This is a genomic window from Pseudomonas sp. Ma2-10 (genome assembly GCF_054330215.1).
In genome coordinates, this window is record NZ_JBTEYL010000036.1 from 17,540 (window position 1) to 41,270 (window position 23,731).

27 protein-coding genes, 1 tRNA gene and 1 pseudogene are annotated in these 23,731 nt (G+C 56.8%); 7 read left to right on the top strand and 22 right to left on the bottom strand.

Annotated elements, in window-relative coordinates:
* The gene (locus ACXPVS_RS25925) at nucleotides 1–1,707 is read left to right on the top strand and encodes an ABC transporter ATP-binding protein/permease (RefSeq protein WP_458512448.1); all 1,707 of its coding nucleotides are present in this window, start codon (nucleotides 1–3) and stop codon (nucleotides 1,705–1,707) included.
* A 343-nt stretch (nucleotides 1,708–2,050) separates the two neighbouring features.
* Here ACXPVS_RS25925 and ACXPVS_RS25930 read toward each other — a convergent pair.
* The 9 genes from ACXPVS_RS25930 to thrS all read right to left on the bottom strand — a co-directional run bounded on the left by ACXPVS_RS25930 (nucleotide 2,051) and on the right by thrS (nucleotide 9,505).
* Nucleotides 2,051–2,127 (bottom strand) — tRNA-Pro (locus ACXPVS_RS25930).
* An 89-nt stretch (nucleotides 2,128–2,216) separates the two neighbouring features.
* Nucleotides 2,217–2,573 (bottom strand): MerR family transcriptional regulator, encoded by a 357-nt coding sequence (locus ACXPVS_RS25935; RefSeq protein WP_003179985.1) that lies wholly within the window; start codon nucleotides 2,571–2,573, stop codon nucleotides 2,217–2,219.
* Nucleotides 2,554–2,856, bottom strand: a complete 303-nt coding sequence (ihfA, locus tag ACXPVS_RS25940) for an integration host factor subunit alpha (RefSeq protein WP_002553164.1) — start codon at nucleotides 2,854–2,856, stop codon at nucleotides 2,554–2,556. The genes ACXPVS_RS25935 and ihfA overlap by 20 nt, the downstream gene beginning before the upstream one ends.
* Nucleotides 2,857–2,859: 3 nt before the next feature.
* Nucleotides 2,860–5,241, bottom strand: coding sequence for a phenylalanine--tRNA ligase subunit beta (gene pheT / locus ACXPVS_RS25945; protein ID WP_458512449.1), 2,382 nt, complete (start codon nucleotides 5,239–5,241; stop codon nucleotides 2,860–2,862).
* A gap of 26 nt (nucleotides 5,242–5,267) precedes the next feature.
* Nucleotides 5,268–6,284 carry a phenylalanine--tRNA ligase subunit alpha gene (pheS, locus tag ACXPVS_RS25950; protein WP_007905876.1) on the bottom strand — a complete coding sequence of 339 codons (1,017 nt, stop codon included), beginning with the start codon at nucleotides 6,282–6,284 and terminating at the stop codon, nucleotides 5,268–5,270.
* A gap of 109 nt (nucleotides 6,285–6,393) precedes the next feature.
* Nucleotides 6,394–6,750: a 50S ribosomal protein L20 gene (gene rplT / locus ACXPVS_RS25955; protein WP_007905879.1), complete on the bottom strand. Its 357-nt coding sequence runs from the start codon at nucleotides 6,748–6,750 to the stop codon at nucleotides 6,394–6,396.
* A 27-nt stretch (nucleotides 6,751–6,777) separates the two neighbouring features.
* Nucleotides 6,778–6,972: a 50S ribosomal protein L35 gene (gene rpmI, locus ACXPVS_RS25960; RefSeq protein ID WP_008145659.1), complete on the bottom strand. Its 195-nt coding sequence runs from the start codon at nucleotides 6,970–6,972 to the stop codon at nucleotides 6,778–6,780.
* A 59-nt stretch (nucleotides 6,973–7,031) separates the two neighbouring features.
* A complete protein-coding gene (infC, locus tag ACXPVS_RS25965) occupies nucleotides 7,032–7,583 on the bottom strand; it encodes a translation initiation factor IF-3 (RefSeq protein WP_176469887.1) in 552 nt (183 codons plus the stop codon).
* Complete coding sequence (gene thrS / locus ACXPVS_RS25970; protein WP_008145656.1) at nucleotides 7,583–9,505, bottom strand: threonine--tRNA ligase; 1,923 nt, start codon at nucleotides 9,503–9,505, stop codon at nucleotides 7,583–7,585. Before thrS ends, infC begins: the two co-directional genes overlap by 1 nt.
* A 372-nt stretch (nucleotides 9,506–9,877) precedes the next feature.
* Here thrS and ACXPVS_RS25975 point away from each other — a divergent pair, with 372 nt between their 5' ends.
* Together ACXPVS_RS25975 and ACXPVS_RS25980 are read left to right on the top strand one after the other, a co-directional pair.
* A complete protein-coding gene (locus ACXPVS_RS25975; RefSeq protein WP_458512450.1) occupies nucleotides 9,878–10,180 on the top strand; it encodes a hypothetical protein in 303 nt (100 codons plus the stop codon).
* Nucleotides 10,181–10,472: 292 nt separating this feature from the next.
* Nucleotides 10,473–10,685 (top strand): cold-shock protein, encoded by a 213-nt coding sequence (locus tag ACXPVS_RS25980; protein WP_133102922.1) that lies wholly within the window; start codon nucleotides 10,473–10,475, stop codon nucleotides 10,683–10,685.
* 72 nt (nucleotides 10,686–10,757) lie between these two features.
* On the opposite strand, the gene ACXPVS_RS25985 is transcribed toward ACXPVS_RS25980, so the two are convergent.
* Nucleotides 10,758–11,078 (bottom strand): I78 family peptidase inhibitor, encoded by a 321-nt coding sequence (locus ACXPVS_RS25985; RefSeq protein ID WP_458512451.1) that lies wholly within the window; start codon nucleotides 11,076–11,078, stop codon nucleotides 10,758–10,760.
* A gap of 165 nt (nucleotides 11,079–11,243) precedes the next feature.
* Nucleotides 11,244–11,549: a hypothetical protein gene (locus ACXPVS_RS25990; RefSeq protein ID WP_458512452.1), complete on the bottom strand. Its 306-nt coding sequence runs from the start codon at nucleotides 11,547–11,549 to the stop codon at nucleotides 11,244–11,246.
* Between the two features lie 132 nt (nucleotides 11,550–11,681).
* Between ACXPVS_RS25990 and ACXPVS_RS25995 the strand changes: the two genes are divergently transcribed.
* Nucleotides 11,682–11,888, top strand: a complete 207-nt coding sequence (locus ACXPVS_RS25995) for a hypothetical protein (protein ID WP_282483146.1) — start codon at nucleotides 11,682–11,684, stop codon at nucleotides 11,886–11,888.
* A 38-nt stretch (nucleotides 11,889–11,926) separates the two neighbouring features.
* Here the strand turns inward: ACXPVS_RS25995 and ACXPVS_RS26000 are convergent, their stop codons facing one another.
* The 8 genes from ACXPVS_RS26000 to ACXPVS_RS26035 form a co-directional block, all read right to left on the bottom strand.
* Nucleotides 11,927–12,955 (bottom strand): nucleoside hydrolase, encoded by a 1,029-nt coding sequence (locus ACXPVS_RS26000; RefSeq protein WP_458512453.1) that lies wholly within the window; start codon nucleotides 12,953–12,955, stop codon nucleotides 11,927–11,929.
* A gap of 43 nt (nucleotides 12,956–12,998) precedes the next feature.
* Entirely contained in the window at nucleotides 12,999–13,403 is a 405-nt protein-coding gene (rbsD, locus tag ACXPVS_RS26005; protein WP_458512454.1) for a D-ribose pyranase, read from the bottom strand.
* A complete protein-coding gene (gene rbsK, locus ACXPVS_RS26010) occupies nucleotides 13,400–14,317 on the bottom strand; it encodes a ribokinase (RefSeq protein WP_458512455.1) in 918 nt (305 codons plus the stop codon). The genes rbsD and rbsK overlap by 4 nt, the downstream gene beginning before the upstream one ends.
* A gap of 39 nt (nucleotides 14,318–14,356) precedes the next feature.
* Entirely contained in the window at nucleotides 14,357–15,376 is a 1,020-nt protein-coding gene (locus ACXPVS_RS26015; protein ID WP_458512456.1) for a LacI family DNA-binding transcriptional regulator, read from the bottom strand.
* A gap of 3 nt (nucleotides 15,377–15,379) precedes the next feature.
* A complete protein-coding gene (locus ACXPVS_RS26020; RefSeq protein WP_458512457.1) occupies nucleotides 15,380–16,357 on the bottom strand; it encodes an ABC transporter permease in 978 nt (325 codons plus the stop codon).
* Complete coding sequence (locus tag ACXPVS_RS26025; protein ID WP_458512458.1) at nucleotides 16,354–17,907, bottom strand: sugar ABC transporter ATP-binding protein; 1,554 nt, start codon at nucleotides 17,905–17,907, stop codon at nucleotides 16,354–16,356. The genes ACXPVS_RS26020 and ACXPVS_RS26025 overlap by 4 nt, the downstream gene beginning before the upstream one ends.
* A gap of 56 nt (nucleotides 17,908–17,963) precedes the next feature.
* Nucleotides 17,964–18,920, bottom strand: a complete 957-nt coding sequence (locus ACXPVS_RS26030; protein WP_458512459.1) for a substrate-binding domain-containing protein — start codon at nucleotides 18,918–18,920, stop codon at nucleotides 17,964–17,966.
* A 194-nt stretch (nucleotides 18,921–19,114) separates the two neighbouring features.
* Nucleotides 19,115–19,576, bottom strand: coding sequence for a hypothetical protein (locus ACXPVS_RS26035; RefSeq protein ID WP_458512460.1), 462 nt, complete (start codon nucleotides 19,574–19,576; stop codon nucleotides 19,115–19,117).
* A 349-nt stretch (nucleotides 19,577–19,925) separates the two neighbouring features.
* Between ACXPVS_RS26035 and ACXPVS_RS26040 the strand changes: the two genes are divergently transcribed.
* The 3 genes from ACXPVS_RS26040 to ACXPVS_RS26050 all read left to right on the top strand — a co-directional run bounded on the left by ACXPVS_RS26040 (nucleotide 19,926) and on the right by ACXPVS_RS26050 (nucleotide 22,169).
* Nucleotides 19,926–21,014 carry an asparaginase gene (locus tag ACXPVS_RS26040; protein ID WP_046047713.1) on the top strand — a complete coding sequence of 363 codons (1,089 nt, stop codon included), beginning with the start codon at nucleotides 19,926–19,928 and terminating at the stop codon, nucleotides 21,012–21,014.
* Between the two features lie 170 nt (nucleotides 21,015–21,184).
* Entirely contained in the window at nucleotides 21,185–21,475 is a 291-nt protein-coding gene (locus tag ACXPVS_RS26045; protein WP_458512461.1) for a DUF1654 domain-containing protein, read from the top strand.
* A 4-nt stretch (nucleotides 21,476–21,479) separates the two neighbouring features.
* The gene (locus ACXPVS_RS26050) at nucleotides 21,480–22,169 is read left to right on the top strand and encodes an endonuclease (RefSeq protein WP_458512462.1); all 690 of its coding nucleotides are present in this window, start codon (nucleotides 21,480–21,482) and stop codon (nucleotides 22,167–22,169) included.
* A gap of 121 nt (nucleotides 22,170–22,290) precedes the next feature.
* Here ACXPVS_RS26050 and ACXPVS_RS26055 read toward each other — a convergent pair whose 3' ends face one another.
* The 3 genes and pseudogenes from ACXPVS_RS26055 to tnpC form a co-directional block, all read right to left on the bottom strand.
* Complete coding sequence (locus tag ACXPVS_RS26055) at nucleotides 22,291–22,869, bottom strand: plasmid pRiA4b ORF-3 family protein (protein WP_458512463.1); 579 nt, start codon at nucleotides 22,867–22,869, stop codon at nucleotides 22,291–22,293.
* A 3-nt stretch (nucleotides 22,870–22,872) separates the two neighbouring features.
* Nucleotides 22,873–23,145, bottom strand: coding sequence for a transposase domain-containing protein (locus tag ACXPVS_RS26060; RefSeq protein WP_458512464.1), 273 nt, complete (start codon nucleotides 23,143–23,145; stop codon nucleotides 22,873–22,875).
* Nucleotides 23,067–23,576 (bottom strand): annotated as a pseudogene (gene tnpC / locus ACXPVS_RS26065) (IS66 family transposase); the annotation flags it as partial. The pseudogene tnpC and the gene ACXPVS_RS26060, both read right to left, overlap by 79 nt.
* Between the last annotated feature and the right edge of the window lie 155 nt (nucleotides 23,577–23,731).

Here is a 23,731-nt window from a genome sequence, read left to right on the forward strand (position 1 = left end):
ATGTTCATCCAAGATATGAAGTTGCTGGCCGCACCTTACTGGTCAGCTCAAGGCCGTCGTCGCGCGTGGCTGACACTCGCCCTGGCCATGCTGGCGGTCGCCGGGATCATTGCGATCCAGGTGCGCTGGAACGAGTGGAGCCTGGGCTTTTACAACTCGTTGCAAAGTCTGGACGCCGCCGCGTTCGGTTATCACGTCGTGGAGTTGCTGGTACTCGACGTCGCCTTCATCGCCTGCACCATGGCCAAGTTCCAAGTGCAGCAGCGCTTGCTGATCAGCTGGCGAGAAAAACTCACCCAGGCCTTTCTCGGCAAGTGGCTCGACAGCCAACGCTACTACCGCAGCCGCTTTTACAGCGTGACCTACGACAACCCCGATCAGCGCATTGCCGAGGACTGCAAGATCTTCGTCGAGCAGACCCTGGACCTAGGCTTGAACCTGCTCCAGGCGATCATTCTGGTGGTGTTGTTCAGCATGATCATGTGGCGCATTTCCGGCACGCTGGAATTTGAAGTCGCCGGGCATGCCGTCGCCATTCCCGGCTATATGTTATGGCTCGCCTTGATCTACGCCGTGATCGGCAGCGGCATCGCACACTGGATCGGCAAACCGCTGGTCGGGCTCAATTTCCTGCAACAACGTCGTGAGGCGGATTTTCGTTTCGGCCTGACGCGTCTGCGTGAAGACGCCGAAAACGTCGCCCTTTCCCGTGGTCAGGGCTGGGAAAGCAAGCAGTTACTGGGCCAACTGGGACTGCTGCTGAGCAACTACGGCAAGCTGGTTCGCTCGAAAAAACACCTGTTGGGCATTAATGCGGCGTATGAGCGATTTGCCTTTACCTTGCCGCTGCTGCTGGTGTCGCCGCGCTTCTTCTCGCGGGAAATCCAACTGGGGCAACTGACTCAGATCGCTTCGGCTTTCGGCGAAATTCAGGCTTCTCTTTCGTTTCTGATTCGTAGCTACCCGCAAATCGCCGAATGGCGTGCAACCAAGACGCGCCTGTGCAGCTTCTGGCGTGAACTTGAAGCGCTCCCCGCCCCAGCCGACCCCGTTACCCGTCGTAATGCGGGTCTGCGTTTGCATGACTTTGCACCGTTGAACGAACAAGGTTTACCACTGTTCGAACCTCTGACAATAAGCCTGGAACCTGGCGCGCGCCTGCTTTTAAGGGGACCCTCAGGGATTGGTAAAACCACCCTGCTACGCTCCCTCGCCGGTTTATGGCCAAGGCATCAGGGCAGCGCAGAGCTGGACCGCGAAAGCTTGTTGATTTTGCCTCAGCGCCCATACTTGCCGTCGGGATCCCTGCACGACCTGCTGCACCGCAACGAGGCTCAAGGTCTCGCCGATTTTAACGACGCTCAATTGAAGGAAGTTCTGAAACTGGTCGAACTGCAGCACCTGCCGCTGCACAGCACGGATAACTGGAGTCGATGCCTGAGTCCCGGCGAACAGCAACGTCTGGCCTTGGCCCGTGCTCTTTTGATTCATCCACCCTTGCTGTTCCTCGACGAGGCCACTTCTGGACTGGACGAGAGCGCTGAACGTCGCCTGTATCAAGCATTAGCTGCCACAAACATAACGGTAGTCAGCATCGGGCATCGTGAAGGACTTAGTGTCTATCACACTAACGTTATGGACCTTATACCCACTCAATCCCTCGAACCCGAGAGTGCCCCGATGCTGTGCAAGACCGCTAACTCCTGAACTCCAGGACATGAAACGGTCCAGAGCTTCTGGGTGCAACAGGCCCACCGCCTCAGAACACGCCGCTCTGTAGGTCAATGAACCCGAAAACAATTACTTATGATGGAGCGCGAGCAGGACGGCCGGATAGCCCGGGAATAGTTCGTGATCACCAGTCGAAGGCGTCAACAGAGAAAGAGAATAACAACGTTGGTGCTATAGAACGCGAAAGCGAGCACCAATGGTGGCGTCTGTCCATACGGAAACAATGCAGATTCCATCTAGAGCCAGTGGTTTTGTGGGGGAAAAACGCCCAAAAATAAAAAGGGTCGCGAGATAAAATCTCGCAACCCCTTGAATTATATGGTCGGGACGGAGTGATTCGAACACTCGACCCCTAGCACCCCATGCTAGTGCGCTACCGGACTGCGCTACGCCCCGACTAGGCGTTAAACCCGTTCCTCTTCTCGAAGAACGCTCAAGAATATATCGCAAGCTTTTGAAAACTGGAAGTATTTAAAAGCAGGAATTTATTTCTTGAGTACCACCAGGACATCCTCCAGCTCGGCGATCATCTGGCGGATCATTTGCTTGTATTGGGTCGTGTCGTCTTTGGCTTCATCGCCGGACAAACGCAAGCGTGCGCCGCCGATGGTGAACCCCTGATCGTAAAGGAGCGCGCGGATCTGCCGGATCATCAGCACGTCTTGTCGCTGATAATACCGGCGGTTTCCGCGGCGTTTGACGGGGTTAAGTTGAGGAAACTCCTGCTCCCAGTAACGCAGCACATGCGGTTTTACTGCACACAGCTCGCTGACTTCACCAATGGTGAAGTAGCGTTTGCCTGGGATGACGGGTAGTTCGTCGTTATGACTTGGTTCCAGCATAAGCCTCAACTCGGGCCTTCAACTTCTGCCCTGGACGAAAGGTGACCACACGGCGAGCCGTGATCGGAATTTCTTCACCCGTTTTCGGATTGCGGCCAGGCCGCTGGCGTTTGTCCCGAAGGTCGAAATTGCCGAAACCGGACAATTTGACTTGTTCGTTGTCTTCAAGAGCATGCCTGATTTCTTCAAAAAACAGTTCGACCAATTCCTTGGCTTCCCGTTTATTCAGGCCCAGCTCTTCATACAGACGTTCCGCCATCTCAGCTTTCGTCAGAGCCCCCATACGTCACTTCCTTAACGTGGCGTTCAACCTTTGTTCGAGCGAGGTGAGGATGTTTTGCGTCGTGGTATTCACCTCATCGTCATTAAGAGTGCGCGATGGATGCTGCCAGGTCAAGCCGACTGCAAGGCTTTTTCTATCAGGATCAATGCCTTTACCCTGATACACGTCAAATAGCCTTAGGTCTGTCAGCCATTCGCCTGCATTTTCACGGATTACGTCCAGCACAGCATTGGCCGCAACGTCCGTGGCCGCAATCAGTGCCAGATCACGACGCACTTCAGGAAAGCGCGATAACTCCTGGAATTTAGGCATTTTGCCCAATGCCACTTCGGCCAAAACCAGCTCGAATACGAAGACTGGACGGTCGAGACCGAGAGTTTTCGACAATTCAGGGTGGATAGCACCGACAAAACCGACCAAGCGACCTTCACGTTCGATGCGCGCGGTTTGCCCCGGATGCAACGCAGGGTGTTTGCCCGGTACGAAAGTGAATGAATCCACTGCACCGGCGAAGCCCAGCACCGCCTCCACGTCGGCTTTGACGTCGAAGAAGTCCACCATATCGCGACCTTGTGCCCAGCCTTCCGGCAGACGGCTACCGCAAACAACACCCGCCAGCATCGGCTCTTGCTTCAGACCTTCCAACTGACCGACAAAACGCAGGCCGCTTTCGAACAAACGAATCCGATCCTGCTGACGGTTCAGGTTGTGCTGAAGCGCCTTGACCAGACCTGGCCACAGGGACGAGCGCATGGCGGCCATGTCGTTCGAAATCGGGTTGGCCAACAACAGCGGTTCGACACCGGGATTAAACAAATCAAACTGTTTCGGATCGATGAAGCTGTAGGTAATCGCTTCCTGATAGCCTCGGGCGACCAGCAGACGGCGCAACTCAGGCAGATCGCTACGCGCTTCAGCCTTGGCCTGCGGCGCCAGACGAGCTTGCGGGTAGCGAACCGGCAGACGGTTGTAACCATACAGACGAGCCAGTTCTTCGATCAGATCGACTTCCAGGCTAATGTCGAAGCGATGGCTTGGAACTTCAACGCGCCACTGCCCTGCCCCATCGGCAGAAATCTTCAGACCCAAGCCGCTGAGCAGTTGCTCGACTTCGTTCGAATCCATTTCCATGCCCAGCATCTGAGTGATGCGTTGCGCACGCAGAGTAACTGGCGCAATCGACGGCAGGTGCTGCTCGCTGACGGTTTCGATGATCGGGCCAGCTTCGCCGCCAGTGATTTCCAGCAGCAGGCCGGTGGCGCGCTCCATCGCTTCACGAGCCAACTGCCAGTCCACGCCACGCTCGTAGCGGTGCGAGGCGTCGGTGTGCAGGCCATAGGAACGAGCCTTGCCAGCGACAGCAATCTGATCGAAAAACGCGCTTTCCAGGAAAATATCACGAGTGGTCGCGGTGTTGACGCCACTGTGCTCGCCACCCATGACGCCGGCGATGGCCAGGGCGCGAGTGTGGTCGGCAATCACCAGCGTATCGCCACGCAGGCTGACTTCCTGACCGTCGAGCAGAACCAGTTTCTCGCCTTCTTCAGCCATGCGTACGCGGATGCCGCCATTGATTTCGGCGAGATCGAACGCGTGCAGCGGTTGACCCAGCTCCAGCATCACGTAGTTGGTGATATCGACGACAGCGTCGATGCTGCGCACGTCACCACGACGCAGCCGTTCAACCATCCACAGCGGCGTAGGCTTGGACAGGTCAACGTTACGGATCACACGACCCAAGTAACGCGGGCAAGCAGCTGGCGCCAGCACTTCGACCGAACGCACTTCATCGTGCACGGCTGGCACCACAGCAACCACCGGACGGGTAACTTCTGCGTTATAGAGCGCACCCACTTCCCGGGCCAAGCCAGCCAGGGACAGGCAGTCGCCGCGGTTCGGGGTCAGGTCGACCTCGATGCTGGCGTCGTCCAGACTCAGGTATTCACGAATGTCCTGACCGACCGGCGCATCGGCCGGCAACTCCATCAGGCCATCGTTGCCTTCGCCGACTTGCAGCTCGGCTTGCGAGCACAGCATGCCGTTGGACTCCACGCCACGCAGCTTAGCTTTCTTGATTTTGAAGTCGCCTGGCAGCTCGGCACCGATCATGGCGAACGGGATCTTCAGGCCAGGGCGCACGTTAGGCGCACCGCAAACAACCTGGAAGGTCTCCGACCCATTGCTGACCTGGCAAACACGCAACTTGTCAGCGTCCGGGTGCGGTTCGGTACTCAGCACCTCGCCCACCACCACACCGATGAATTCGCCGGCGGCCAGCGTAACGCTATCGACCTCAAGACCGGCCATCGACAGACGAGCAACCAGCTCGTCACGACTTACCTGCGGGCTTACCCAGCCACGCAGCCATTGTTCACTGAATTTCATCCTGCTCTCCTAAGAATTCGTTACGACTAGCGAAATTGCGCAAGGAACCGCAAGTCGTTGTCGAAGAACAGACGCAAGTCGTTCACGCCGTAACGCAGCATGGCCAGACGTTCAACACCCATGCCGAAGGCAAAGCCCGAAAACTCTTCCGGGTCAATCCCGGACATACGCAACACGTTCGGGTGAACCATGCCGCAGCCCATCACTTCCAGCCAACCGGTCTGCTTGCAGACGCGACAGCCTTTACCGCTGCACATCACGCATTCCATGTCGACTTCGGCGGATGGCTCGGTGAACGGGAAGTACGAAGGACGGAAACGCACGGCCAGCTCTTTCTCGAAGAACACCCGAAGGAATTCTTCGATGGTGCCTTTGAGGTCGGCGAAGTTGATGTCGCGATCGACCAGCAGGCCTTCGACCTGGTGGAACATCGGGGAGTGGGTGATATCAGAGTCGCTACGGTACACACGGCCTGGGCAGACGATGCGGATCGGCGGCTGTTTCGATTCCATGGTGCGGACCTGTACCGGCGAGGTATGGGTGCGCAGCAACATGTTGGCATTGAAATAGAAGGTGTCATGCATCGACCGGGCCGGGTGATGGCCTGGGATGTTGAGTGCTTCAAAGTTGTGGTAATCGTCTTCCACCTCAGGGCCTTCGGCAATGCCGTAGCCGATGTGAGTGAAGAACTGCTCGATACGTTCCAGGGTGCGAGTAACCGGATGCAGACCACCCGAGGTCTGGCCACGGCCAGGCAGGGTCACGTCAATGGACTCGGCGGACAGTTTGGCGGCCAGGTCGGCCTCTTCAAACAGTGCCTTGCGCGCATTGAGAACCTCTGTGACACGCTCCTTGGCAACGTTAATCAGGGCGCCGACTTGCGGACGCTCTTCTGCCGGCAGATTCCCCAGGGTCTTCATCACCTGAGTCAATTCACCCTTTTTGCCAAGGTAGTGAACCCGGATTTGCTCCAGGGCATTGATATCTTCAGCGCTTTGCACAGCCTCTAGTGCTTGAGAGACGAGCGCGTCCAGGTTTTCCATGTACAGACTCCAGATACAAAATAGGGGAAGAGCTTGAAGGCTCTTCCCCTATTTATGACGTTTAACACCTGGCCCCACAAAGGTGAAGCCGGGTGACTGTCGGGGGTACTTAAGCCAAGGTGGCTTTAGCTTTCTCGACAATCGCAGCAAACGCCGCTTTTTCGTTCACTGCCAGATCAGCCAGAACCTTACGGTCGATCTCGATGGACGCTTTTTTCAGGCCGGCGATGAAACGGCTGTAGGACAGACCGTTGATACGTGCACCAGCGTTGATACGAGCGATCCACAGAGCGCGGAACTGACGTTTTTTCTGACGACGGTCACGGTAGGCGTATTGGCCTGCCTTGATTACCGCTTGCTTGGCAACACGGAATACGCGCGAGCGAGCGCCGTAGTAGCCTTTAGCAAGTTTCAGAATTTTTTTGTGACGTTTACGGGCAATGACGCCACGCTTTACACGAGCCATGAGTTACTTCCTCTATTCTTGACTAAATTAACGAAGGCGCAGCATGCGCTCGACTTTTGCAACGTCACACGGTGCCAGCAAGCTGCTACCGCGCAGTTGACGCTTACGCTTGGTCGACATTTTAGTCAGGATGTGGCTCTTGAAAGCGTGCTTGTGCTTGATACCGTTAGCAGTTTTCAGAAACCGCTTAGCAGCACCACTTTTAGTTTTCATCTTTGGCATGTTCGGTACTCCGCATTCAGTTGATAAACATAATCAGAAGGCCTGCCGTGCCCTATTGATTACTTCTTCTTTTTCGGGGCGATGACCATGATCAGTTGGCGTCCTTCCATCTTAGGATGCTGTTCGACCGAACCGTACTCGAGCAAGTCACCTTCAACTCGCTTGAGGAGTTCCATCCCCAGCTCCTGGTGGGCCATCTCACGGCCGCGGAATCGCAAGGATACCTTGGCCCTGTCCCCATCACTCAGGAAACGTACCAGGTTGCGCAGTTTTACCTGGTAATCCCCTTCCTCCGTCCCTGGACGAAACTTGATTTCTTTAACCTGAATCTGCTTCTGGTTTTTCTTGGCCGCGGCAACCTGCTTCTTCTTTTCGAAGATCGATTTGCCGTAGTCCATCAGTTTGCAAACAGGGGGTACTGCATCGGCGGAAATTTCCACCAGATCCAGTTTGGCCTCTTCAGCCTTAAGAAGCGCGTCTTCAATTGACACAATCCCAAGCTGTTCACCTTCAGCTCCAATTAACCGAACCTCGCGTGCCGAGATATTCTCGTTGATCGGGGCCTTCGGTGCAGCTCGTTTATCTTGTCTCATTTCACGCTTAATAGTAATTACTCCGAATCTGGGCGACCACGCCGGGAAACCGCTTGAGCGAGGAACTCGGCGAACTGGGCGACGGGCATCGAGCCCAGGTCAGCACCTTCACGAGTACGCACAGCGACAGTCTGCATCTCGACTTCCCGATCTCCGATAACCAAGAGATAAGGAACCTTGAGCAAAGTATGCTCGCGGATTTTAAAGCCGATCTTTTCATTTCTCAAGTCAGACTTGGCACGAAATCCGCTTTCGTTGAGGGTTTTTTCAACCTCAGCGGCGAAATCAGCCTGTTTATCAGTGATATTCATGATCACTGCCTGGGTCGGAGCCAGCCACGCAGGGAACGCGCCCTCGTAGTGCTCGATCAGGATGCCGACGAAACGTTCGAAGGATCCAAGGATCGCCCGGTGCAACATCACCGGGTGCTTGCGACTGTTGTCTTCGGAGACGTATTCGGCTCCCAGACGGACAGGCAGGTTAAAATCGAGCTGAAGGGTACCACACTGCCAGACACGGCCAAGGCAATCTTTCAGCGAGAATTCGATCTTCGGACCGTAGAATGCACCCTCACCCGGCTGCAGATCATATGGCAGGCCAGCACTATCAAGGGCTGCAGCCAGGGCCGCTTCGGCGCGATCCCACAGCTCGTCGGAACCGACGCGTTTTTCCGGACGAGTGGACAGCTTCATCTCGACGTCTTTAAAGCCGAAGTCGGCATAAACGTCCATGGTCAGCTTGATAAACGCTGCGGATTCGGCCTGCATCTGCTCTTCGGTGCAGAAGATGTGGGCGTCATCCTGGGTGAATGCACGTACGCGCATAATCCCGTGCAGCGCACCCGATGGCTCATTACGATGGCAAGCACCGAATTCGGCCAAACGCATCGGCAATTCGCGGTAGCTTTTCAAACCCTGATTGAACACTTGCACGTGGCAAGGGCAGTTCATCGGCTTAATGGCGTAATCGCGGTTTTCCGACTGCGTGGTGAACATGTTATCGGCGTAGTTGGCCCAATGCCCGGACTTCTCCCACAGGCTACGGTCAACGACCTGCGGAGTTTTGATCTCCAAGTAACCGTTGTCGCGCTGAACCTTGCGCATGTACTGCTCGAGCACCTGGTACAGAGTCCAGCCGTTCGGGTGCCAGAACACCATACCCGGCGACTCTTCCTGGGTGTGGAACAGGCCCAGACGCTTGCCGATCTTGCGGTGATCGCGCTTCTCAGCTTCTTCGATGCGCTGAATGTAAGCTGCCAGTTGCTTTTTGTCTGCCCACGCCGTGCCGTAAACGCGCTGCAATTGCTCATTCTTGGCATCGCCACGCCAGTAGGCGCCGGACAACTTGGTCAGCTTGAAGGATTTCAGGAAGCGCGTGTTCGGCACGTGCGGACCACGGCACATGTCGACGTATTCTTCGTGATAGTACAGGCCCATGGCCTGCTCGTTCGGCATGTCTTCGACCAGACGCAGCTTGTAGTCTTCACCACGGGCCTTGAACACTTCGATCACTTCGGCACGCGGAGTGACTTTTTTGATGACGTCGTAATCTTTTTCGATCAACTGTTGCATGCGCTGTTCGATCGCGGCCAGGTCGTCCGGAGTGAAAGGACGCTCGAAGGCGATATCGTAATAGAAGCCTTCGTCGATGACCGGACCGATAACCATTTTGGCGGTCGGGTATAGCTGCTTGACCGCATGGCCAACCAAGTGGGCGCAAGAGTGGCGAATGATCTCCAGCCCCTCTTCATCCTTTGGCGTAATGATTTGCAGCGTAGCGTCGCTGCCGATGATGTCGCTGGCGTCGACCAGCTTGCCATCGACCTTACCGGCCACGGTCGCTTTGGCCAGCCCCGCACCAATGGATGCAGCGACTTCGGCTACGGATACCGGATGATCGAATGAACGTTGACTGCCGTCGGGAAGAGTAATAGTTGGCATGGCGCCTCCTCTCCTAGTGGTGACCCCTACCAAAGGTCACGTGGGTTGGGATGAGCCAGTACAAGATCCGATCCAGGCCATTCAATGACGAACGCCTGCCTTACAGCGGCAGGAGCCTTGCGGCCAACCGGAAAACCGAACCAGAGTGACTGGGATTCAAATCAGGGTTATTCGCACATTTGCTGCTACCGGGACTGAAGGTCATCCGGAACCTGCAAACGCCCGAGCCAGGCATGCTAGCACAGATGAACGGTCGTCGATGCACAGAGGCTTTGCACTGGCGCAAATCGGGCAATTTTATGCCAGTGTGCTGAACTAGAACCCTGCTTTACCCCTCATAACAAGACATTGACCCACTAGGAGCACCCCAGCATGCGTCTGAAACATTTGTTCGCAGTAGTCGCCCCCATCGCTCTGCTGCTGCCACTGGCCGCCCACGCCGATTGGCCGAAGGGCGAGCGCGAGAAATACATGGCTCAGTGCACAGAAGCAGCCACTCCGCAGATCGGCGCTGCCGCAGCGAAGGCTCACTGCGCTTGCGGCGCCGATGCCATCAAATCGTACCCAGCCAAAGACATTCAGTCCCTGATGGACAACACCGCCAGTGATGCCCTGAAACAAAAAGCACTGACCAAAATCTCGTCGTGCAAAGCCGATAACAAAGCGAAAGAATAAGCCCGACAGAGCATTTTTTGCGCCTGCAGCGACAGTAAAAAGCCTCTGAAAACTGTTTTTTCGTACAATTCATGCAGGTTTTACAGGTTTTTTTGTTGTCTTTACTTTTGGCTGAAAGCCTTTTAAACCGGGGCTTGCAGCCAAACAAAGCAGTCAACAGAACGCGACTGCTGGGCAAACAGCACGTCCGGGGGGCTCCCAAAGCGAACATTTCGACTATGATACCCCGGTGTGCCCAGTTGGCCTGAGCAGCACAGCACTACTGAAAATATATGTTTCTTGGAGATACACCATGTCTAATCGCCAATCCGGCACCGTTAAATGGTTCAACGATGAAAAAGGCTTCGGCTTCATCACTCCTCAAGGTGGCGGTGACGACCTGTTCGTACACTTCAAAGCTATCGAAAGCGACGGTTTCAAAAGCCTGAAAGAAGGCCAAGCCGTTTCCTTCGTGGCTGCGAAAGGCCAAAAGGGTATGCAAGCTGAACAAGTACGCGCTGAGTAATTTTCAGCCGCACTAAAAAAACCCCGTCCACGTGACGGGGTTTTTTATGGGCGAAACAAAAGCCCGAAGCGATCAGCCGCAGTTGACGCGGGTGACAACCCGATTGGCATCGGTGTTCAGATTCAGTCGATCGGAGCGGTACTCCAGGGTCACCATGTCGGTGGGCAAGAGGAACCGTGCATTCTGCGCGCCTGCGCGAGTACGCGCCTGCTCCAGCAGTTCAGGCGAAGCTTTTTTGCCAATGGTGAATTCGGCAGACTTTGCCTCACAACGGCTGTAACCCGTGTCAGTCGTCGTGACAGGATCTGTTGTCGACTCGGTGGAGGTAGTGCTGCAACCGGCCAGCATGGCAACGGCCAACAAAGTACCCAATGACGCGAGCTTCCAAGGCATGAAGCCTCCTTTTTCAATAGTTAAGCTGAGATTGTGCGACCGCCAATCTGGCGTTTGGTTTCACAGGGAGTACTAGCACCCTGCCCTCTATTCGGATATGCGGCGAGTTTGCCTGAGCATCGCCCTACCGCTTACCACTCAATCGTGACTGAATATGAATAGCACTCAATAGACGTCAATGTAGTCGAACGTCGGATTCGGCCAGTTCTCTTTCAGCGCATTGAAAATCTGCATGACCCAGACCTCGTCACTGGCCGCGACCAATCCTACATAACCGGAACCCTTGGCCCACGTCTCCAGACGAAACAACAGCCCGCTGATATCAGTGCCGCCCACAACGCCTGACGAAATGTAGGCGATGCCGCCCTTGGTGACTCGCAATTGAGTGTGCTCATCGTCGCAGGCAGAGGCCAGCAACTGACGCACCGCCTCAAGGGTCAAGCCGTCAGGCGTGTTCAAATCGATCTGCACAGCACAGTCCTTGAAAAGTGGTCAAAAACCAAGTGTCGCATAGCCCTCCTCTCATGCCTAAGTCGGAGTGCCAAAAGCCGCACAAAATGGTTAACTCGACACACAGACTTTTCCGACTTCACGAGTACCATCATGACCACCGTAAGCATCGACGCCGACATCAAAGCCAAGTGGCCACAGGGCCACAGCTCTTACAGCCCCGGCAGCCCGGAAGAGTTGGCAATCATTGGTATCGATTTATTGGTCAAGGAACTGGGAACGCAAGCCGCCCAGACATTCATTGCACAGATATTCGAGAAGTACCCCACCGACTATATGGGCCTGATAGATAGCGAGTGAACGTAAAACCCACAGGCTGGCACCTGCGGGTCTATGGCTTACTTCAGACGAGCCAGGCGCTCGGTCAGCAGGTCAAAGAAGCCCTGGGCGTCGCCGCTTTCTACCCAGAAAGCGTTCTTAGGCGCCTTCAGGCCGTCATACCAATCGACGATGGTTTGGCCGAACGTCGGGCCTTCGCGGCTATCAATCACCACATTTACCGAGCGACCGGTGAACAACTCAGGCTTGAGCAGGTAGGCGATGACCGTCGCGTCATGCACCGGGCCGCCCGAAATGCCGTAGTGCTCCATGTCGCCTTTGATGTACTCATTAAGAATATCGCCCACTCGCTTGCTGGCATTATTGTTGATCGCCGCGATCTGCTTCAGGCGCGCTTCGCTGGTGAGGATCTTGTGGGTCACGTCCAACGGCAGGTAGGTCAGCTTCACGCCACTTTTCAGCACCACTTCCGCTGCCTGAGGGTCGGCGAACAGGTTGAACTCAGCCACCGGGGTAATGTTGCCACCGTTGAAGTGCGCCCCGCCCATGATTACGACCTCCTTGATGCCCTGAACGATCTCAGGTTCCTGGATCAGCGCCAGGGCCAGATTGGTCTGCGGACCTAGCATGGCGATGGTGATGCTGTGTGGCTTGGCGGCCTTCAAGGTGTCGATCAGGTAGTTGACCGCATTGCCCGGGGCCAGGCCTTTTTTCGGCTCATGGACGGTGACACCCGACAGTCCTTCCTTGCCATGGATGTTCTCGGCATAGATTGGCGTGCGCATCATCGGCTTCGGAGCGCCCGCGTAGACCGGCACCTCCTCGCGGCCTGCCCACTCGCGGGCCAGCCGCGCATTACGCGAAGTTTTGTCCAGACGCACATTGCCGGCGACGGTGGTCAGCGCACGAATGTTCAGCTCTTGCGGCGATGCCATAGCAAACAGCAAAGCAACCACGTCATCGGCACCCGGATCGGTGTCGATGATCAAGTCGATCTTTTCCGCCGCTTGGGCGTTTGTTGCGGTAATCAGGGACAAAAGCAGCAGACTCCGGAGCAGGTGGTGCAGTTTCTGAGCATAGCGGTGCATAGCGCACTCCTTGTGCATGGGACAGCAGAAAGACAACAGCGAGTTAGAACGTAACACCTGCCACCAGCACGATGTTGCAGTACGGCTGACATTCGCCCGTACGAACAATCGCCCGTGCCTGTCGGCTGACGACTTTGAATTGGTCATGACTGAGCAGCTCACGCCGACCCAGCGCACCTTCGGCATTCAGCTCATCAAGCGCCGCCAACGCCGAAGGTTTTTTGTCCAGGATCTCTTGGGCCAATACATGGCTCTCGACCTGCATTTCGCTGAGCACAACCTTCAAAGTGCTGACGAAATCCGGGATACCGTGGGTCAGGGCCAGGTCGATCAGCTCAACGCCTGGTGGCACCGGTAGACCTGCGTCGCCGATCACCACCCTGTCGCCATGGCCCAGGGATGCGATCAGCCGCGACAACGCGACGTTGAGCAAAGGTGTCTTTTTCATGGTGCTTTAAAGGCCTGTACGTCGGACAAGGTGGGAATCGAGGGTTGCGCGCCAGCGCGGGTCACCGACAGCGCCGCGGCAACCTGGCCGAAACGGATCGCGTCGGCTTCGTTTTTGCCGGCCGCCAGCGCCGCGGCGAAACCACCGACGAAGGTGTCGCCAGCCGCCGTGGTATCGGCAGCCTTCACCTTCGGCGCAGGGAAATGCTCAAAGCCTTTGCGGCAGGCAAACAGCGAACCTTGAGCACCGAGGGTGATGATGACCTTGCCGGCGCCCAAGGAGATCAATCGGGATGCAGCGATTTCGGCAGACGCCAGAGAATCCACTGGCAAACCACTCAGCGCCGAGGCCTCGCTTTCGTTGGGAATCAGATAATCGATGGACGCGTACCAGTCCGCCGCCAGCGGGCGGCTGGCCGGCGCCGGGTTGAGGATCACGGTCTTACCCAACTCACGGCCGCGCTTGAGCGCATGACCGACAGTGGCATCCGGGATTTCCAGCTGACAGATGATCACGTCCGCTGCCCGCAATGCAGCGTCGAAACGATCAATCACCTCTGGAGTCAGCGCGCCGTTGGCACCGGCAACGATCACGATTGCGTTCTGGCTGTTGTCATCGACCACAATCAACGCTACGCCGCTGGAATCGTCGACGGTGCTGACCGCCTGGCAATCGATCTGCTCGGCCAGCAGCGCCCCGCGCAGCTCTTCGCCGTAGGCATCGCTACCCACGCAACCGACCATCGACACCTGCGCCCCCAGCCTCGCCGCTGCGACCGCCTGATTCGCGCCCTTGCCACCGCAAACCGTGGCAAACGACTCGCCGATCAGCGTTTCACCGCCACGGGGCAGCCGTGGCGCTCGGGTGACCAGGTCCATGTTCAGGCTGCCTATAACCACTACTTTTGCTGACATACGTCTACTCATCAATTTTGTTTCAGCGGTGCTTTCGATTCAGCGATATTGGGCGAACACGCCGGCCAGCGGCGCAGTCGACTCCCGCAGGACAATACTGGGCGTCACGATCCGTTGGTCGGTGGCCATATCCGGCATGGCGATTCTTCTTAAAAGCACTTCGGCCGCCATCTCGCCAAGTTGCAGGATCGACTGCCCCACGGTGGTCAGCGCCGGGTACACATAGCGGCTCATCTGAATATCGTCGAAGCCGATCACCGACAACTCCGTCGGCACGCGAATATTGCGCTCGGCCGCCGCTCGCAGCACACCGATGCCAATCATGTCGTTACCGGCGAAGATCGCGCTCGGCGGGTTATTTTCCAGCAGCATCGCGGCGGCGTTGTAACCGCCGGTGCTGGTGAAGTCGCTTTCCAGCATGCGCTCGCGGGATACTTCGACACCCGCCTCTTTCAGGGCACGGCAATAACCGGCCAGACGCATCTGCGCCACGCTGGTACTCGCCGGGCCACCAATGGTGGCGATGTCCCGGTGCCCCAATTCCAGAAGGTGGCGGGTCGCCAGATAGGCGCCGTATTCGTGATCGATCCGCACCAGGTCGGCATTCACGCCTTCCAGTCCACGGTCGACGATCACCATCGGCGTACGCACGCCGGCAAGGCCCTCCGCCAACCCCGCGTCACCGCCGGCCGAAGCGACGATCAATCCATCGATGCGCTTTTCCAACAGCACGCGCAAGTAACTGCGCTGCTTGTCCGGGTTGTCATCGGAGTTACAGAGAATCACGCAGTAGCCATTGCGCTCGCAATAATCCTCGATGCCGCGCGCCAGTTCGGCGAAGTACGGGTTGAGGCTGTTGGGCACCAGCAGACCGATGGTCGCCGTGGTTTTGGCTTTGAGAGACCGGGCCACGGCACTGGGCACGTAATCGAGAGTTTTGATCGCTGCCTCAACCTTGACCCGCACCTCTTCGCTCACCGGACGGGTCTTGTTCACTACGTGGGAAACCGTGGTGTAGGAAATTCCCGCGAGCGCTGCCACATCCTTGATCGTTGCCATGACTCAGGTCCGCCGGCTTGCGCGCTGACTGCGATAAGTATCAAGCACCACCGCCACCACGATCACCGCGCCGGTGATGATGCGTTTGGTGGGTTCAGTTGCGCCGATTTGCGCCAGCCCGGCCGCCAATACGGAAATGATCAGCACCCCGAAGAACGTACTGATGACCGAACCGCGACCGCCCATCAGGCTGGTGCCGCCGATCACGACCGCGGCGATCACTTGCAACTCCAGCCCGGAGCCGGCATTCGGATCCGCCGCTTCCAGACGGGAAATCTGGAACAGTGCAGCAATACCGGCGAGCAGCCCCATCAGACTGAATACCAGGATCTTGTAGGGCTTCGGGTTGATCCCTGCCAGACGCACCGCTTCTTCGTTGGTGCCGATACCGATCAGGTAACGACCGAACACGGTACGCGTCAGCACAGCCTGGGCAATGAAGATGATCAGCAAGGCGATGATGAACGACGGCGAGATCCCGAAGGCGATAGGGTTGGACAACCAGGCGAAGGCATCACCGATGTAGGCTGTGCGCGATCCGGTCATCTGATACGCCACGCCGCGGGCCATTTCCAGCACGCCGAGGGACACGATGAACGACGGAATCCGCCACGCCACGGTAATCGAACCCGTGATGGTCCCGGCCAGTGCTGCCGCCGCCATTCCGAGCAGCGCCGCAGGCAACACGCTCCAGCCCCAACCGAGAATTGCCACGCTGACCGCTGACGCCGCGAGCGCGAGCACCGAGCCCACCGACAGGTCGATGCCGCCGATGATCAACACGAACGTCATGCCGACCGCCAGCACCATCAAGTCCGGAATCTGGTTGGCCAGGGTGCTGAAGGTGTCATAGGACAGGAAATGGCTACTTAGCACCGAGAACAGCGCAACCATTGCCAGCAAGGCACCGGCCAGTCCCAGATAGGTACCGAGGCCGTAAAAGTTGCCACTGCGTTTGCCGACAGTCACTGCAGTATTCATGCGAGATCCCTAGGCGCTGCTTCGTTGAGCGGCGCATCACGTTTTTGGTAGCCGGCGAACGCGGCGGCAAGCAAACCATCCTGGGTCCAGTTGTCACGCTCAAAGGTGTCGATCAGTCGTCCCGCCGAGAGCACGCCGATGCGGTCGCAGATCAACATCAGCTCACGCAAGTCGCTGGACACCACCACGAGCGCTTTGCCTTGACGGGTCAGCTCACCGAGCAAGGCATAAATGTCAAACTTGGCGCCGACGTCGATGCCACGCGTTGGCTCGTCGAACAGCATCACCGAGCAATCACGCTCAAGCCACCGGCCGATCACGACTTTCTGCTGGTTACCGCCAGACAGTTCCGACACAAGTTGCGTCGGACTGGAACTGCGGATGCGCATGGCGTCGATCTGACGCTGGGCCAGCGCCATCTCGTCACCATGGCTGACGAAGCCGCCGCTGGAAATCACCGGCATATTGCCCAAGGCAATATTCGCGCTGATCGATTGGGTCAGCAGCAGGCCTTCGCCCTTGCGATCTTCGGTAATCAGGGCAATGCCATGACCGACCGCGTCAGCCGGTGACCGGATACTGACAACCTGCGCAGGCGAACCAAGCGCAACCGTGCCGCTGTCTGCGGTATCAGCACCGAAAATCAGCCGCAGTAGCTCAGTACGCCCCGCCCCGATCAATCCGGAAATCCCATAGATCTCGCCGGCGCGCACTTCGAAGGACACATCCAGAACCTTGTCGGAATGGGTCAGCCCTTTGACCGTCAAGGCTGGAGCGCCAATCTTGCGCGGGCCCATGTCGATGTGTTCGCCGAGTTCACGACCGACCATCAGCGTCACCAATTGCTCGCTGTTGTAATTGGCCATCGGCTCGACGCAAACCAGGTTGCCATCGCGCAGTACCGCAATACGCTGGGCGACCCGCGCCAATTCTTCGAGGCGGTGCGAGATATAGATGATCGACACGCCGCGAGCTTGCAGACGAGTGATCTGCTCGAACAGCATCTCGACTTCACGACTCGTCAACATTGCAGTCGGCTCGTCGAGGATCAGCACGTGGCAATCGCCGATCAGATTGCGGGCGATCTCCACCATTTGCTGGTGACCGATACCCAATTCGCCCACCAGTGTGTCCGGGTCAATCGCGTCGAGGCCGACCTGGGCCATGGCTTCGATCGCTGCCTTGCGCAATTGCTTGCAACTGATCCAGCCGCCCTTGCTGGGCAGGTTGTCGAGAAACAGGTTTTCCGCCACCGACAGGGTCGGCAACAGATTGAGCTCTTGCATCACCATGCGGATGCCGAGGTCTTCGGCCTGAGTGCGACTTGCGGGGCGGTAATCCTGCCCCTGGTACTGCATGTGGCCGGTGGTCGGTGTGACCAGCCCGCCGATGATCTTCGACAGCGTGCTTTTTCCCGCGCCGTTTTCGCCGGTCAGCGCCAGCACTTCACCGCGCATCAGCGTCAGGTCGATGCCGGCCAGGACCGGTTGGGCGTAGGTCTTACCGATACCACTGACCGAGAGGACAGCGTTCGGGGCGGAAACTGACATAAAAACTCTCCATGCGCTCGCCCCGACGGGCGAGCACCGTTGTGTCGCCAGAAGGACTACTTGGTGACCAGCTCTACCGGAGTTTCGATCACGCCATTGGCGCCACTGTCGACTTTCTCACCTTTGATGATCTTCAGCGCGGTCTCGATGCCAAACACCGCTTGCCTGGCTGCAAACTGGTCAGCGGTGGCCAGAACGCGGCCATCCTTGAGCATTGGTTTGATGGCGTTGATGTTGTCGTAACCGACCACCTGTACCTTGCCAGCCTTACCCGCTGCACGCACGGCGGATACTGCGCCGACGGCCATGCTGTCGTTACCAGCCAGCAGTGCTTTGACTTGCGGGTATTCGCTGAGGATCGAGGCAGCAACCTTGTTGCCTTTGTCGATTTCCCAGTCACCAGACTGCAAAGAGACGACCTTGATCTGCGCCGCTTCCATTGCATCCTTGAAACCTGCGGTTCTTTGCTGTGCGTTGGTGGTGGTTGAAACGCCTTCGATGATGCCGACTTCGTCGCCGGCTTTGAGTTGCTTGGCCAGGTATTCTCCCACCAGGCGCGCGCCTTTGCGGTTATCCGGGCCTACGAACGGTACGGTGATGTTTTTGCTTTTGACCACAGCCGGGTCCAGCTGATTGTCGATGTTGATCACGGTGATACCGGCATCGATGGCTTTCTTGATCACTGGCACCATGGCCTTGGAGTCAGCCGGCGCGATGACCAGCGCATTGACCTTGGCCAGAATCATTTGCTCGACGATGCGCGTCTGGCCAGCCGTGTCGGTTTCGTCTTTGATGCCGTTGGAAATCAGCTCGAAATCGCCGGAGTGGTCTTTCTGATAGGCTTTGGCGCCGTCTTCCATGGTCAGGAAGAATTCATTGGCCAGGGATTTCATGACCAGCGCGACTTTGGGTTTTTCAGGCGTCTCGGCGAAGGCCGAAGAGACAGGTAACGCGACAGATGCGGCAGCCAGCATAGCGACAGCGAGAAGACGTCCAGCGAATGGCAGCTTCATGGGTTCACTCCGATCTTATGATTATTGTGAGCAACGCTTGCGCTGGCGTAGGCTTCAATGTGCTCACTGGAGGATAACCACCGGGAGCACCGCGCAAACGTTTGCGTAGACCGGACTATGCGAACCCTGCCGAGATTTGTCAACGACCAGAAAAACCGTTTTGCGGGGGGAAACCGCAAATGCCGGCATTCATGTCATGCCGTCGTGTTAACCACCGTTCCAGTGCTGGAACCCTTGGCCAATTCCTTGACCAGGGCCGCGGACACTTCCAGCAACGCACCATTGGTGGCGGCAATCTGTCCTTGAATTGCCATGACCACAGTGGCCTTGGCTTCCGGTGTCGGATAAGACGCCGCCTGAGCTGCGGCTAATTGTTGCTGTTGCTCGCGCAGTTGTTGTTGTAGCTCTTGCATGCGTTTGAGCAGGACTTTCACCGCCACACTCTGGTTGCTCTCGTCTGGGGTTTCGGTCTGCGCGCCCGCGCTTTTATCCAACCCCAAAGGGCCAGTCTTGACTTGGTTGCCCTCACCTTCCTTCGTACCCAACGCTTGATTCGCGGCATCGGCCGTCTGATCGCTCAACGCTTGAATCGTAGCGGCGGACTTGCCGCCAATGGTGACGCCTGCAGCGTTTGGGATACCAATGAATAACGACATGTGAACTCCTGAGTAGAAGGATCCTTTAAAGGAACATCGACCGAAGCGCGGATTTCTTTAGCACTGATTCGCAATCTTGCAAGGCGACTTGCTCTACAGAGGTCGTAGTACTTTTCGGAGAGCCGAACAAAAACGCTCAACGCGTTCGGAAACCCGGACAACAGACCGCGTAACCATTCTGCAATAGCAACAAAATACTGATATAAATCATCACGTTAAAAGTTTTACGCGCTCAAAGTATGACTGGTACAGATCCTGCTCATCTCATTCACCCCAAGCGTTCAGATCCGCTTCGGGCGCATCTAGATGAACCTGCATCAGCGCCGTCTCACCACTAGAGAAAAAAATAATGACATCTGCTTTCAAAACCTTCGTTCCGGGCGCTTTGGCCCTCTTGCTACTCCTGCCTACTGCCCTCCAGGCAAAAGAAGTCGAAACCCAACAGAAACTGGCAAACGTGGTGATCCTGGCCACCGGCGGCACCATTGCCGGCGCGGGCGCCAGCGCCGCCAATAGCGCGACCTATCAAGCGGCAAAAGTCGGCATCGAACAATTGATCGCCGGGGTTCCGGAACTTAGCCAACTGGCTAACGTTCGCGGTGAACAGGTCATGCAGATCGCGTCCGAAAGCATCACCAACGACAACCTGCTGCAACTGGGTCGTCGCGTGGCTGAACTGGCTGACAGCAAGGACGTCGACGGCATCGTCATCACCCACGGCACCGACACCCTGGAAGAAACCGCCTATTTTCTGAATCTGGTGGAAAAAACCGACAAGCCAATCATCGTTGTCGGCTCCATGCGCCCAGGCACCGCTATGTCGGCCGATGGCATGCTGAATCTGTACAACGCAGTGGCCGTGGCCAGCAGCAAAGAGGCACGCGGCAAAGGTGTACTGGTGACCATGAACGACGAAATCCAGTCGGGGCGCGATGTAAGCAAGATGATCAACATCAAAACCGAAGCGTTTAAAAGCGCCTGGGGTCCACTCGGCATGGTGGTCGAAGGTAAATCCTACTGGTTCCGTCTGCCGGCCAAGCGTCACACCATGGACTCGGAGTTCGACATCAAAACCATCAAGAGCCTGCCTGACGTCGAAATCGCCTATTCTTACGGCAATGTCAGCGATACCGCTTACAAAGCGCTGGCACAGTCTGGCGCCAAAGCCATTATTCACGCCGGTACCGGCAATGGCTCAGTCTCGTCCCGCGTAGTCCCGTCGCTGCAAGCCCTGCGCAAGGACGGCGTGCAAATCATTCGTTCGTCCCACGTCAACGCCGGCGGTTTCGTACTGCGTAACGCCGAACAGCCAGACGACAAGTACGACTGGGTTGTGGCGCATGACCTGAACCCGCAAAAGGCCCGCATCCTGGCCATGGTCGCGCTGACCAAAACCAACGACAGCAAAGAACTGCAACGGATGTTCTGGGAATACTGATTCGCCCTCGCCCGACCGGCTCCGGTCGGGCACTGCCTTCACCACTCGCCAACCCAGGCGAGTGGCTCACACCCCCTTCCGATATTTCGATAAAAAACTTCCCGTCGTCCTACACCAAATGGAAAAAATTGCTGTCAGAGGATTTTCTTGAATTTTAAGTAGTTGCGAAAATGCTTACAGTTAAATACTGTATGCACGTACAGCTTAATAAGGATAATTCCGTGGCCACTACCTCCGCCTCTCCTGACTCCTATGAACGCATGGGTATGCGCGTTCAAAAAATCATCAATTCCCCCTCCGCCCAAAAAGCCAAAGCAGCCTTGATCTTCCGTCTACCGGACGAACCCGTGGATGAGTGGGAACAATTGCTCGAAGAAATCGACGAGAACGACAACGTCACCCTCGCCTATCGCGACGATGGCGGTGTGCAGATTTTTTGGGTTGTGCCGAAGGAAGATTGAGTCAATGAGTGTCCGCTGGTTTGCTTTGCTGTTTTTGTTCATCACCCTCGGCGCCCAGGCTGGCGCCCCACGTACCTTTAACGAAGCCAAAAAAGTTGCCTGGAAGCTCTACGCACCGCAATCCACAGAGTTCTATTGCGGGTGCAAATACACCGGCAACAAAGTCAATCTCGCAGCCTGCGGTTATGTACCGCGTAAAAACGCCAAGCGCGCTTCCCGCATCGAGTGGGAGCACATTGTTCCGGCCTGGCAGATCGGCCATCAGCGTCAGTGCTGGCAAAAAGGTGGGCGCAAGAACTGCACGCGTTACGATCCGACCTACCAGAAGGCCGAAGCCGACCTGCACAACCTGGTGCCGAGTATTGGTGAGGTGAATGGCGATCGCAGCAACTTCAGTTTCGGCTGGTTACCGGTACAGTCGGGCCAATACGGCTCGTGCCTGACCCAGGTCGACTTCAAGGCGAAGAAGGTCATGCCCCGCCCGTCCATACGCGGCATGATCGCTCGAACGTATTTCTACATGAGCAAGCAATATGGTTTGCGCCTGTCAAAACAGGATCGGCAGCTCTACGAAGTCTGGAACACAACCTATCCGGTAAAGGCCTGGGAACGACAGCGTAACCAAAGCGTGGCGTGCGTCATGGGACGCGGCAACGAGTTTGTCGGCCCCGTCAACATGAAAGCCTGCGGTTAAGCGCTCGCTAAAAACACAAAGGCCTCGGGCTTAACACCGAGGCCTTTGTTCGTTTCCACCGCCCACTTTGGCACTCAGCCTCTGCATCTTCGTAAGCGTCCGAACTACACCGCCTTGCAACTCAAACCTTAATCCGTTTAAACCACTGATTCACGCGCTCGCACTCAAATATCGCTGGATCAAAAACATCGCCATGCCATTCAACCATGGCGTCATGCTCTGGATGATCGGGGTTGGCCATCGCCTCCAGGAACTCCTCGTAACCAGGCCCGCCACCCACGTCTTCTGGTGGGCAAGCATTGGCGCCCTCGATGCAGTACGGCACCTGAGGGCAGGCAATCGCGGGTAGCGTTTTTTCGACCTTGATACGGTGATGCCAACTGTCACCAAAATCGTAAAGATAATTGAACGTCCGCTTTCCGCTCAGCGCCTTGATCAGCGTTTTACGGGCTTCCGGGTTCACCGTCGGCCCCCAGCCATCCGAATCGGGAATACCGTAATTCTCACCGGCAATTTCAAACTCATGCAGATGGCTATCGCTCCAGCCCATCACGACCTGGATGACATGGTGCAGTTTGCCCAGGGTGATGTTTTCAGGCACCGCGAACCGACGCCAGATCGTCGGAGTGATCCACTTCAGCTCAATGTGCAGCAGCAACAGGTCGGGGGCGGGTTTGGGTAAACGGACAGTTTTAACCATGGATCAGGCAGCCTCGCAGTGCTCAGTGTGGTTCAAAGAAATGTTCCAGGGCGGCAACTCGCTCACCCGATTGATAGGGTGTTCGGCAATGTGCTCAAACACGTAGGTCAGATATGCCTGTGGGTTCAACCCGTTTAGCTTGGCAGTACCCACGGCTGTAAATCGCAGCCGCTCGTTCAGCGGCATTGTTGTCGATCTCGATCCGGCGAGTAGGCAAACCATACCGCCGCCGGCGTGGCGTAACCGGCACGTCGGTCGTCGCGCACGTATGTCCATAGGCGAGCCGTTTTGGTTTTGCCGTTGCCCGGCGCAAGTACACCAATCGGCGTGTCGTCGGCATGGACTTTATGGCCGCTCATGACATGACGTTCAAGGGCGCTGATCAGCGGCCTGAGCAATTGACTGCTCTGGCCGACCCAGTCGGCCAGCGTTGAGCGCTCCAGATCCACGCCCTCACGGGCGTAGATCTCGGATTGTCGATACAGTGGCAAACGGTCAACAAACTTGGAGACCAGCACGTGGGCCAGTAGCCCAGGGCCTGCAAGGCCTCGGGCTATCGGGCGATTCGGCGCCGGTACCTGAGCGATGTGCTCGCAGCAGCGGCAAACCCACTTGAGGCGAACATGGCGGATCACTTTGAAACGCGCTGGGACGTATTCCAGCACCTCAGACACATCCTCCCCCAAGTGACGAAGTTTCCCACCGCAAACCTTGGCGATCATCAGGTAATCCCCCCTGAAAAAAGTACTCGTCGGAAGTAGAGTTTTCTCCTAATCGGATCAAGGAAATTTTAAGTGAAGACATCGCGTTTTTCGGATAGCCAAATCATGGCCGTCCTCAAGCAAGCCGAGGCTGGAAGTCC

Coding starts and splice junctions, on each gene's coding strand:
- ihfA (WP_002553164.1), bottom strand. CDS start 2,856: ATGGGGGCTCTGACGAAAGCTGAGATGGCGGAACGTCTGTATGAAGAG.
- ACXPVS_RS26040 (WP_046047713.1), top strand. CDS start 19,926: ATGACATCTGCTTTCAAAACCTTCGTTCCGGGCGCTTTGGCCCTCTTG.
- ACXPVS_RS26045 (WP_458512461.1), top strand. CDS start 21,185: ATGCTTACAGTTAAATACTGTATGCACGTACAGCTTAATAAGGATAAT.
- pheS (WP_007905876.1), bottom strand. CDS start 6,284: ATGGAAAACCTGGACGCGCTCGTCTCTCAAGCACTAGAGGCTGTGCAA.
- ACXPVS_RS26025 (WP_458512458.1), bottom strand. CDS start 17,907: ATGTCAGTTTCCGCCCCGAACGCTGTCCTCTCGGTCAGTGGTATCGGT.
- ACXPVS_RS26035 (WP_458512460.1), bottom strand. CDS start 19,576: ATGTCGTTATTCATTGGTATCCCAAACGCTGCAGGCGTCACCATTGGC.
- ACXPVS_RS26020 (WP_458512457.1), bottom strand. CDS start 16,357: ATGAATACTGCAGTGACTGTCGGCAAACGCAGTGGCAACTTTTACGGC.
- ACXPVS_RS25985 (WP_458512451.1), bottom strand. CDS start 11,078: ATGCCTTGGAAGCTCGCGTCATTGGGTACTTTGTTGGCCGTTGCCATG.
- ACXPVS_RS25980 (WP_133102922.1), top strand. CDS start 10,473: ATGTCTAATCGCCAATCCGGCACCGTTAAATGGTTCAACGATGAAAAA.
- ACXPVS_RS26015 (WP_458512456.1), bottom strand. CDS start 15,376: ATGGCAACGATCAAGGATGTGGCAGCGCTCGCGGGAATTTCCTACACC.
- ACXPVS_RS26050 (WP_458512462.1), top strand. CDS start 21,480: ATGAGTGTCCGCTGGTTTGCTTTGCTGTTTTTGTTCATCACCCTCGGC.
- thrS (WP_008145656.1), bottom strand. CDS start 9,505: ATGCCAACTATTACTCTTCCCGACGGCAGTCAACGTTCATTCGATCAT.
- rbsD (WP_458512454.1), bottom strand. CDS start 13,403: ATGAAAAAGACACCTTTGCTCAACGTCGCGTTGTCGCGGCTGATCGCA.
- ACXPVS_RS26055 (WP_458512463.1), bottom strand. CDS start 22,869: ATGGTTAAAACTGTCCGTTTACCCAAACCCGCCCCCGACCTGTTGCTG.
- rpmI (WP_008145659.1), bottom strand. CDS start 6,972: ATGCCAAAGATGAAAACTAAAAGTGGTGCTGCTAAGCGGTTTCTGAAA.
- ACXPVS_RS26030 (WP_458512459.1), bottom strand. CDS start 18,920: ATGAAGCTGCCATTCGCTGGACGTCTTCTCGCTGTCGCTATGCTGGCT.
- rbsK (WP_458512455.1), bottom strand. CDS start 14,317: ATGTCAGCAAAAGTAGTGGTTATAGGCAGCCTGAACATGGACCTGGTC.
- ACXPVS_RS25925 (WP_458512448.1), top strand. CDS start 1: ATGTTCATCCAAGATATGAAGTTGCTGGCCGCACCTTACTGGTCAGCT.
- ACXPVS_RS25935 (WP_003179985.1), bottom strand. CDS start 2,573: ATGCTGGAACCAAGTCATAACGACGAACTACCCGTCATCCCAGGCAAA.
- ACXPVS_RS26000 (WP_458512453.1), bottom strand. CDS start 12,955: ATGCACCGCTATGCTCAGAAACTGCACCACCTGCTCCGGAGTCTGCTG.
- ACXPVS_RS26060 (WP_458512464.1), bottom strand. CDS start 23,145: ATGGACATACGTGCGCGACGACCGACGTGCCGGTTACGCCACGCCGGC.
- rplT (WP_007905879.1), bottom strand. CDS start 6,750: ATGGCTCGTGTAAAGCGTGGCGTCATTGCCCGTAAACGTCACAAAAAA.
- ACXPVS_RS25975 (WP_458512450.1), top strand. CDS start 9,878: ATGCGTCTGAAACATTTGTTCGCAGTAGTCGCCCCCATCGCTCTGCTG.
- ACXPVS_RS25995 (WP_282483146.1), top strand. CDS start 11,682: ATGACCACCGTAAGCATCGACGCCGACATCAAAGCCAAGTGGCCACAG.
- pheT (WP_458512449.1), bottom strand. CDS start 5,241: ATGAAATTCAGTGAACAATGGCTGCGTGGCTGGGTAAGCCCGCAGGTA.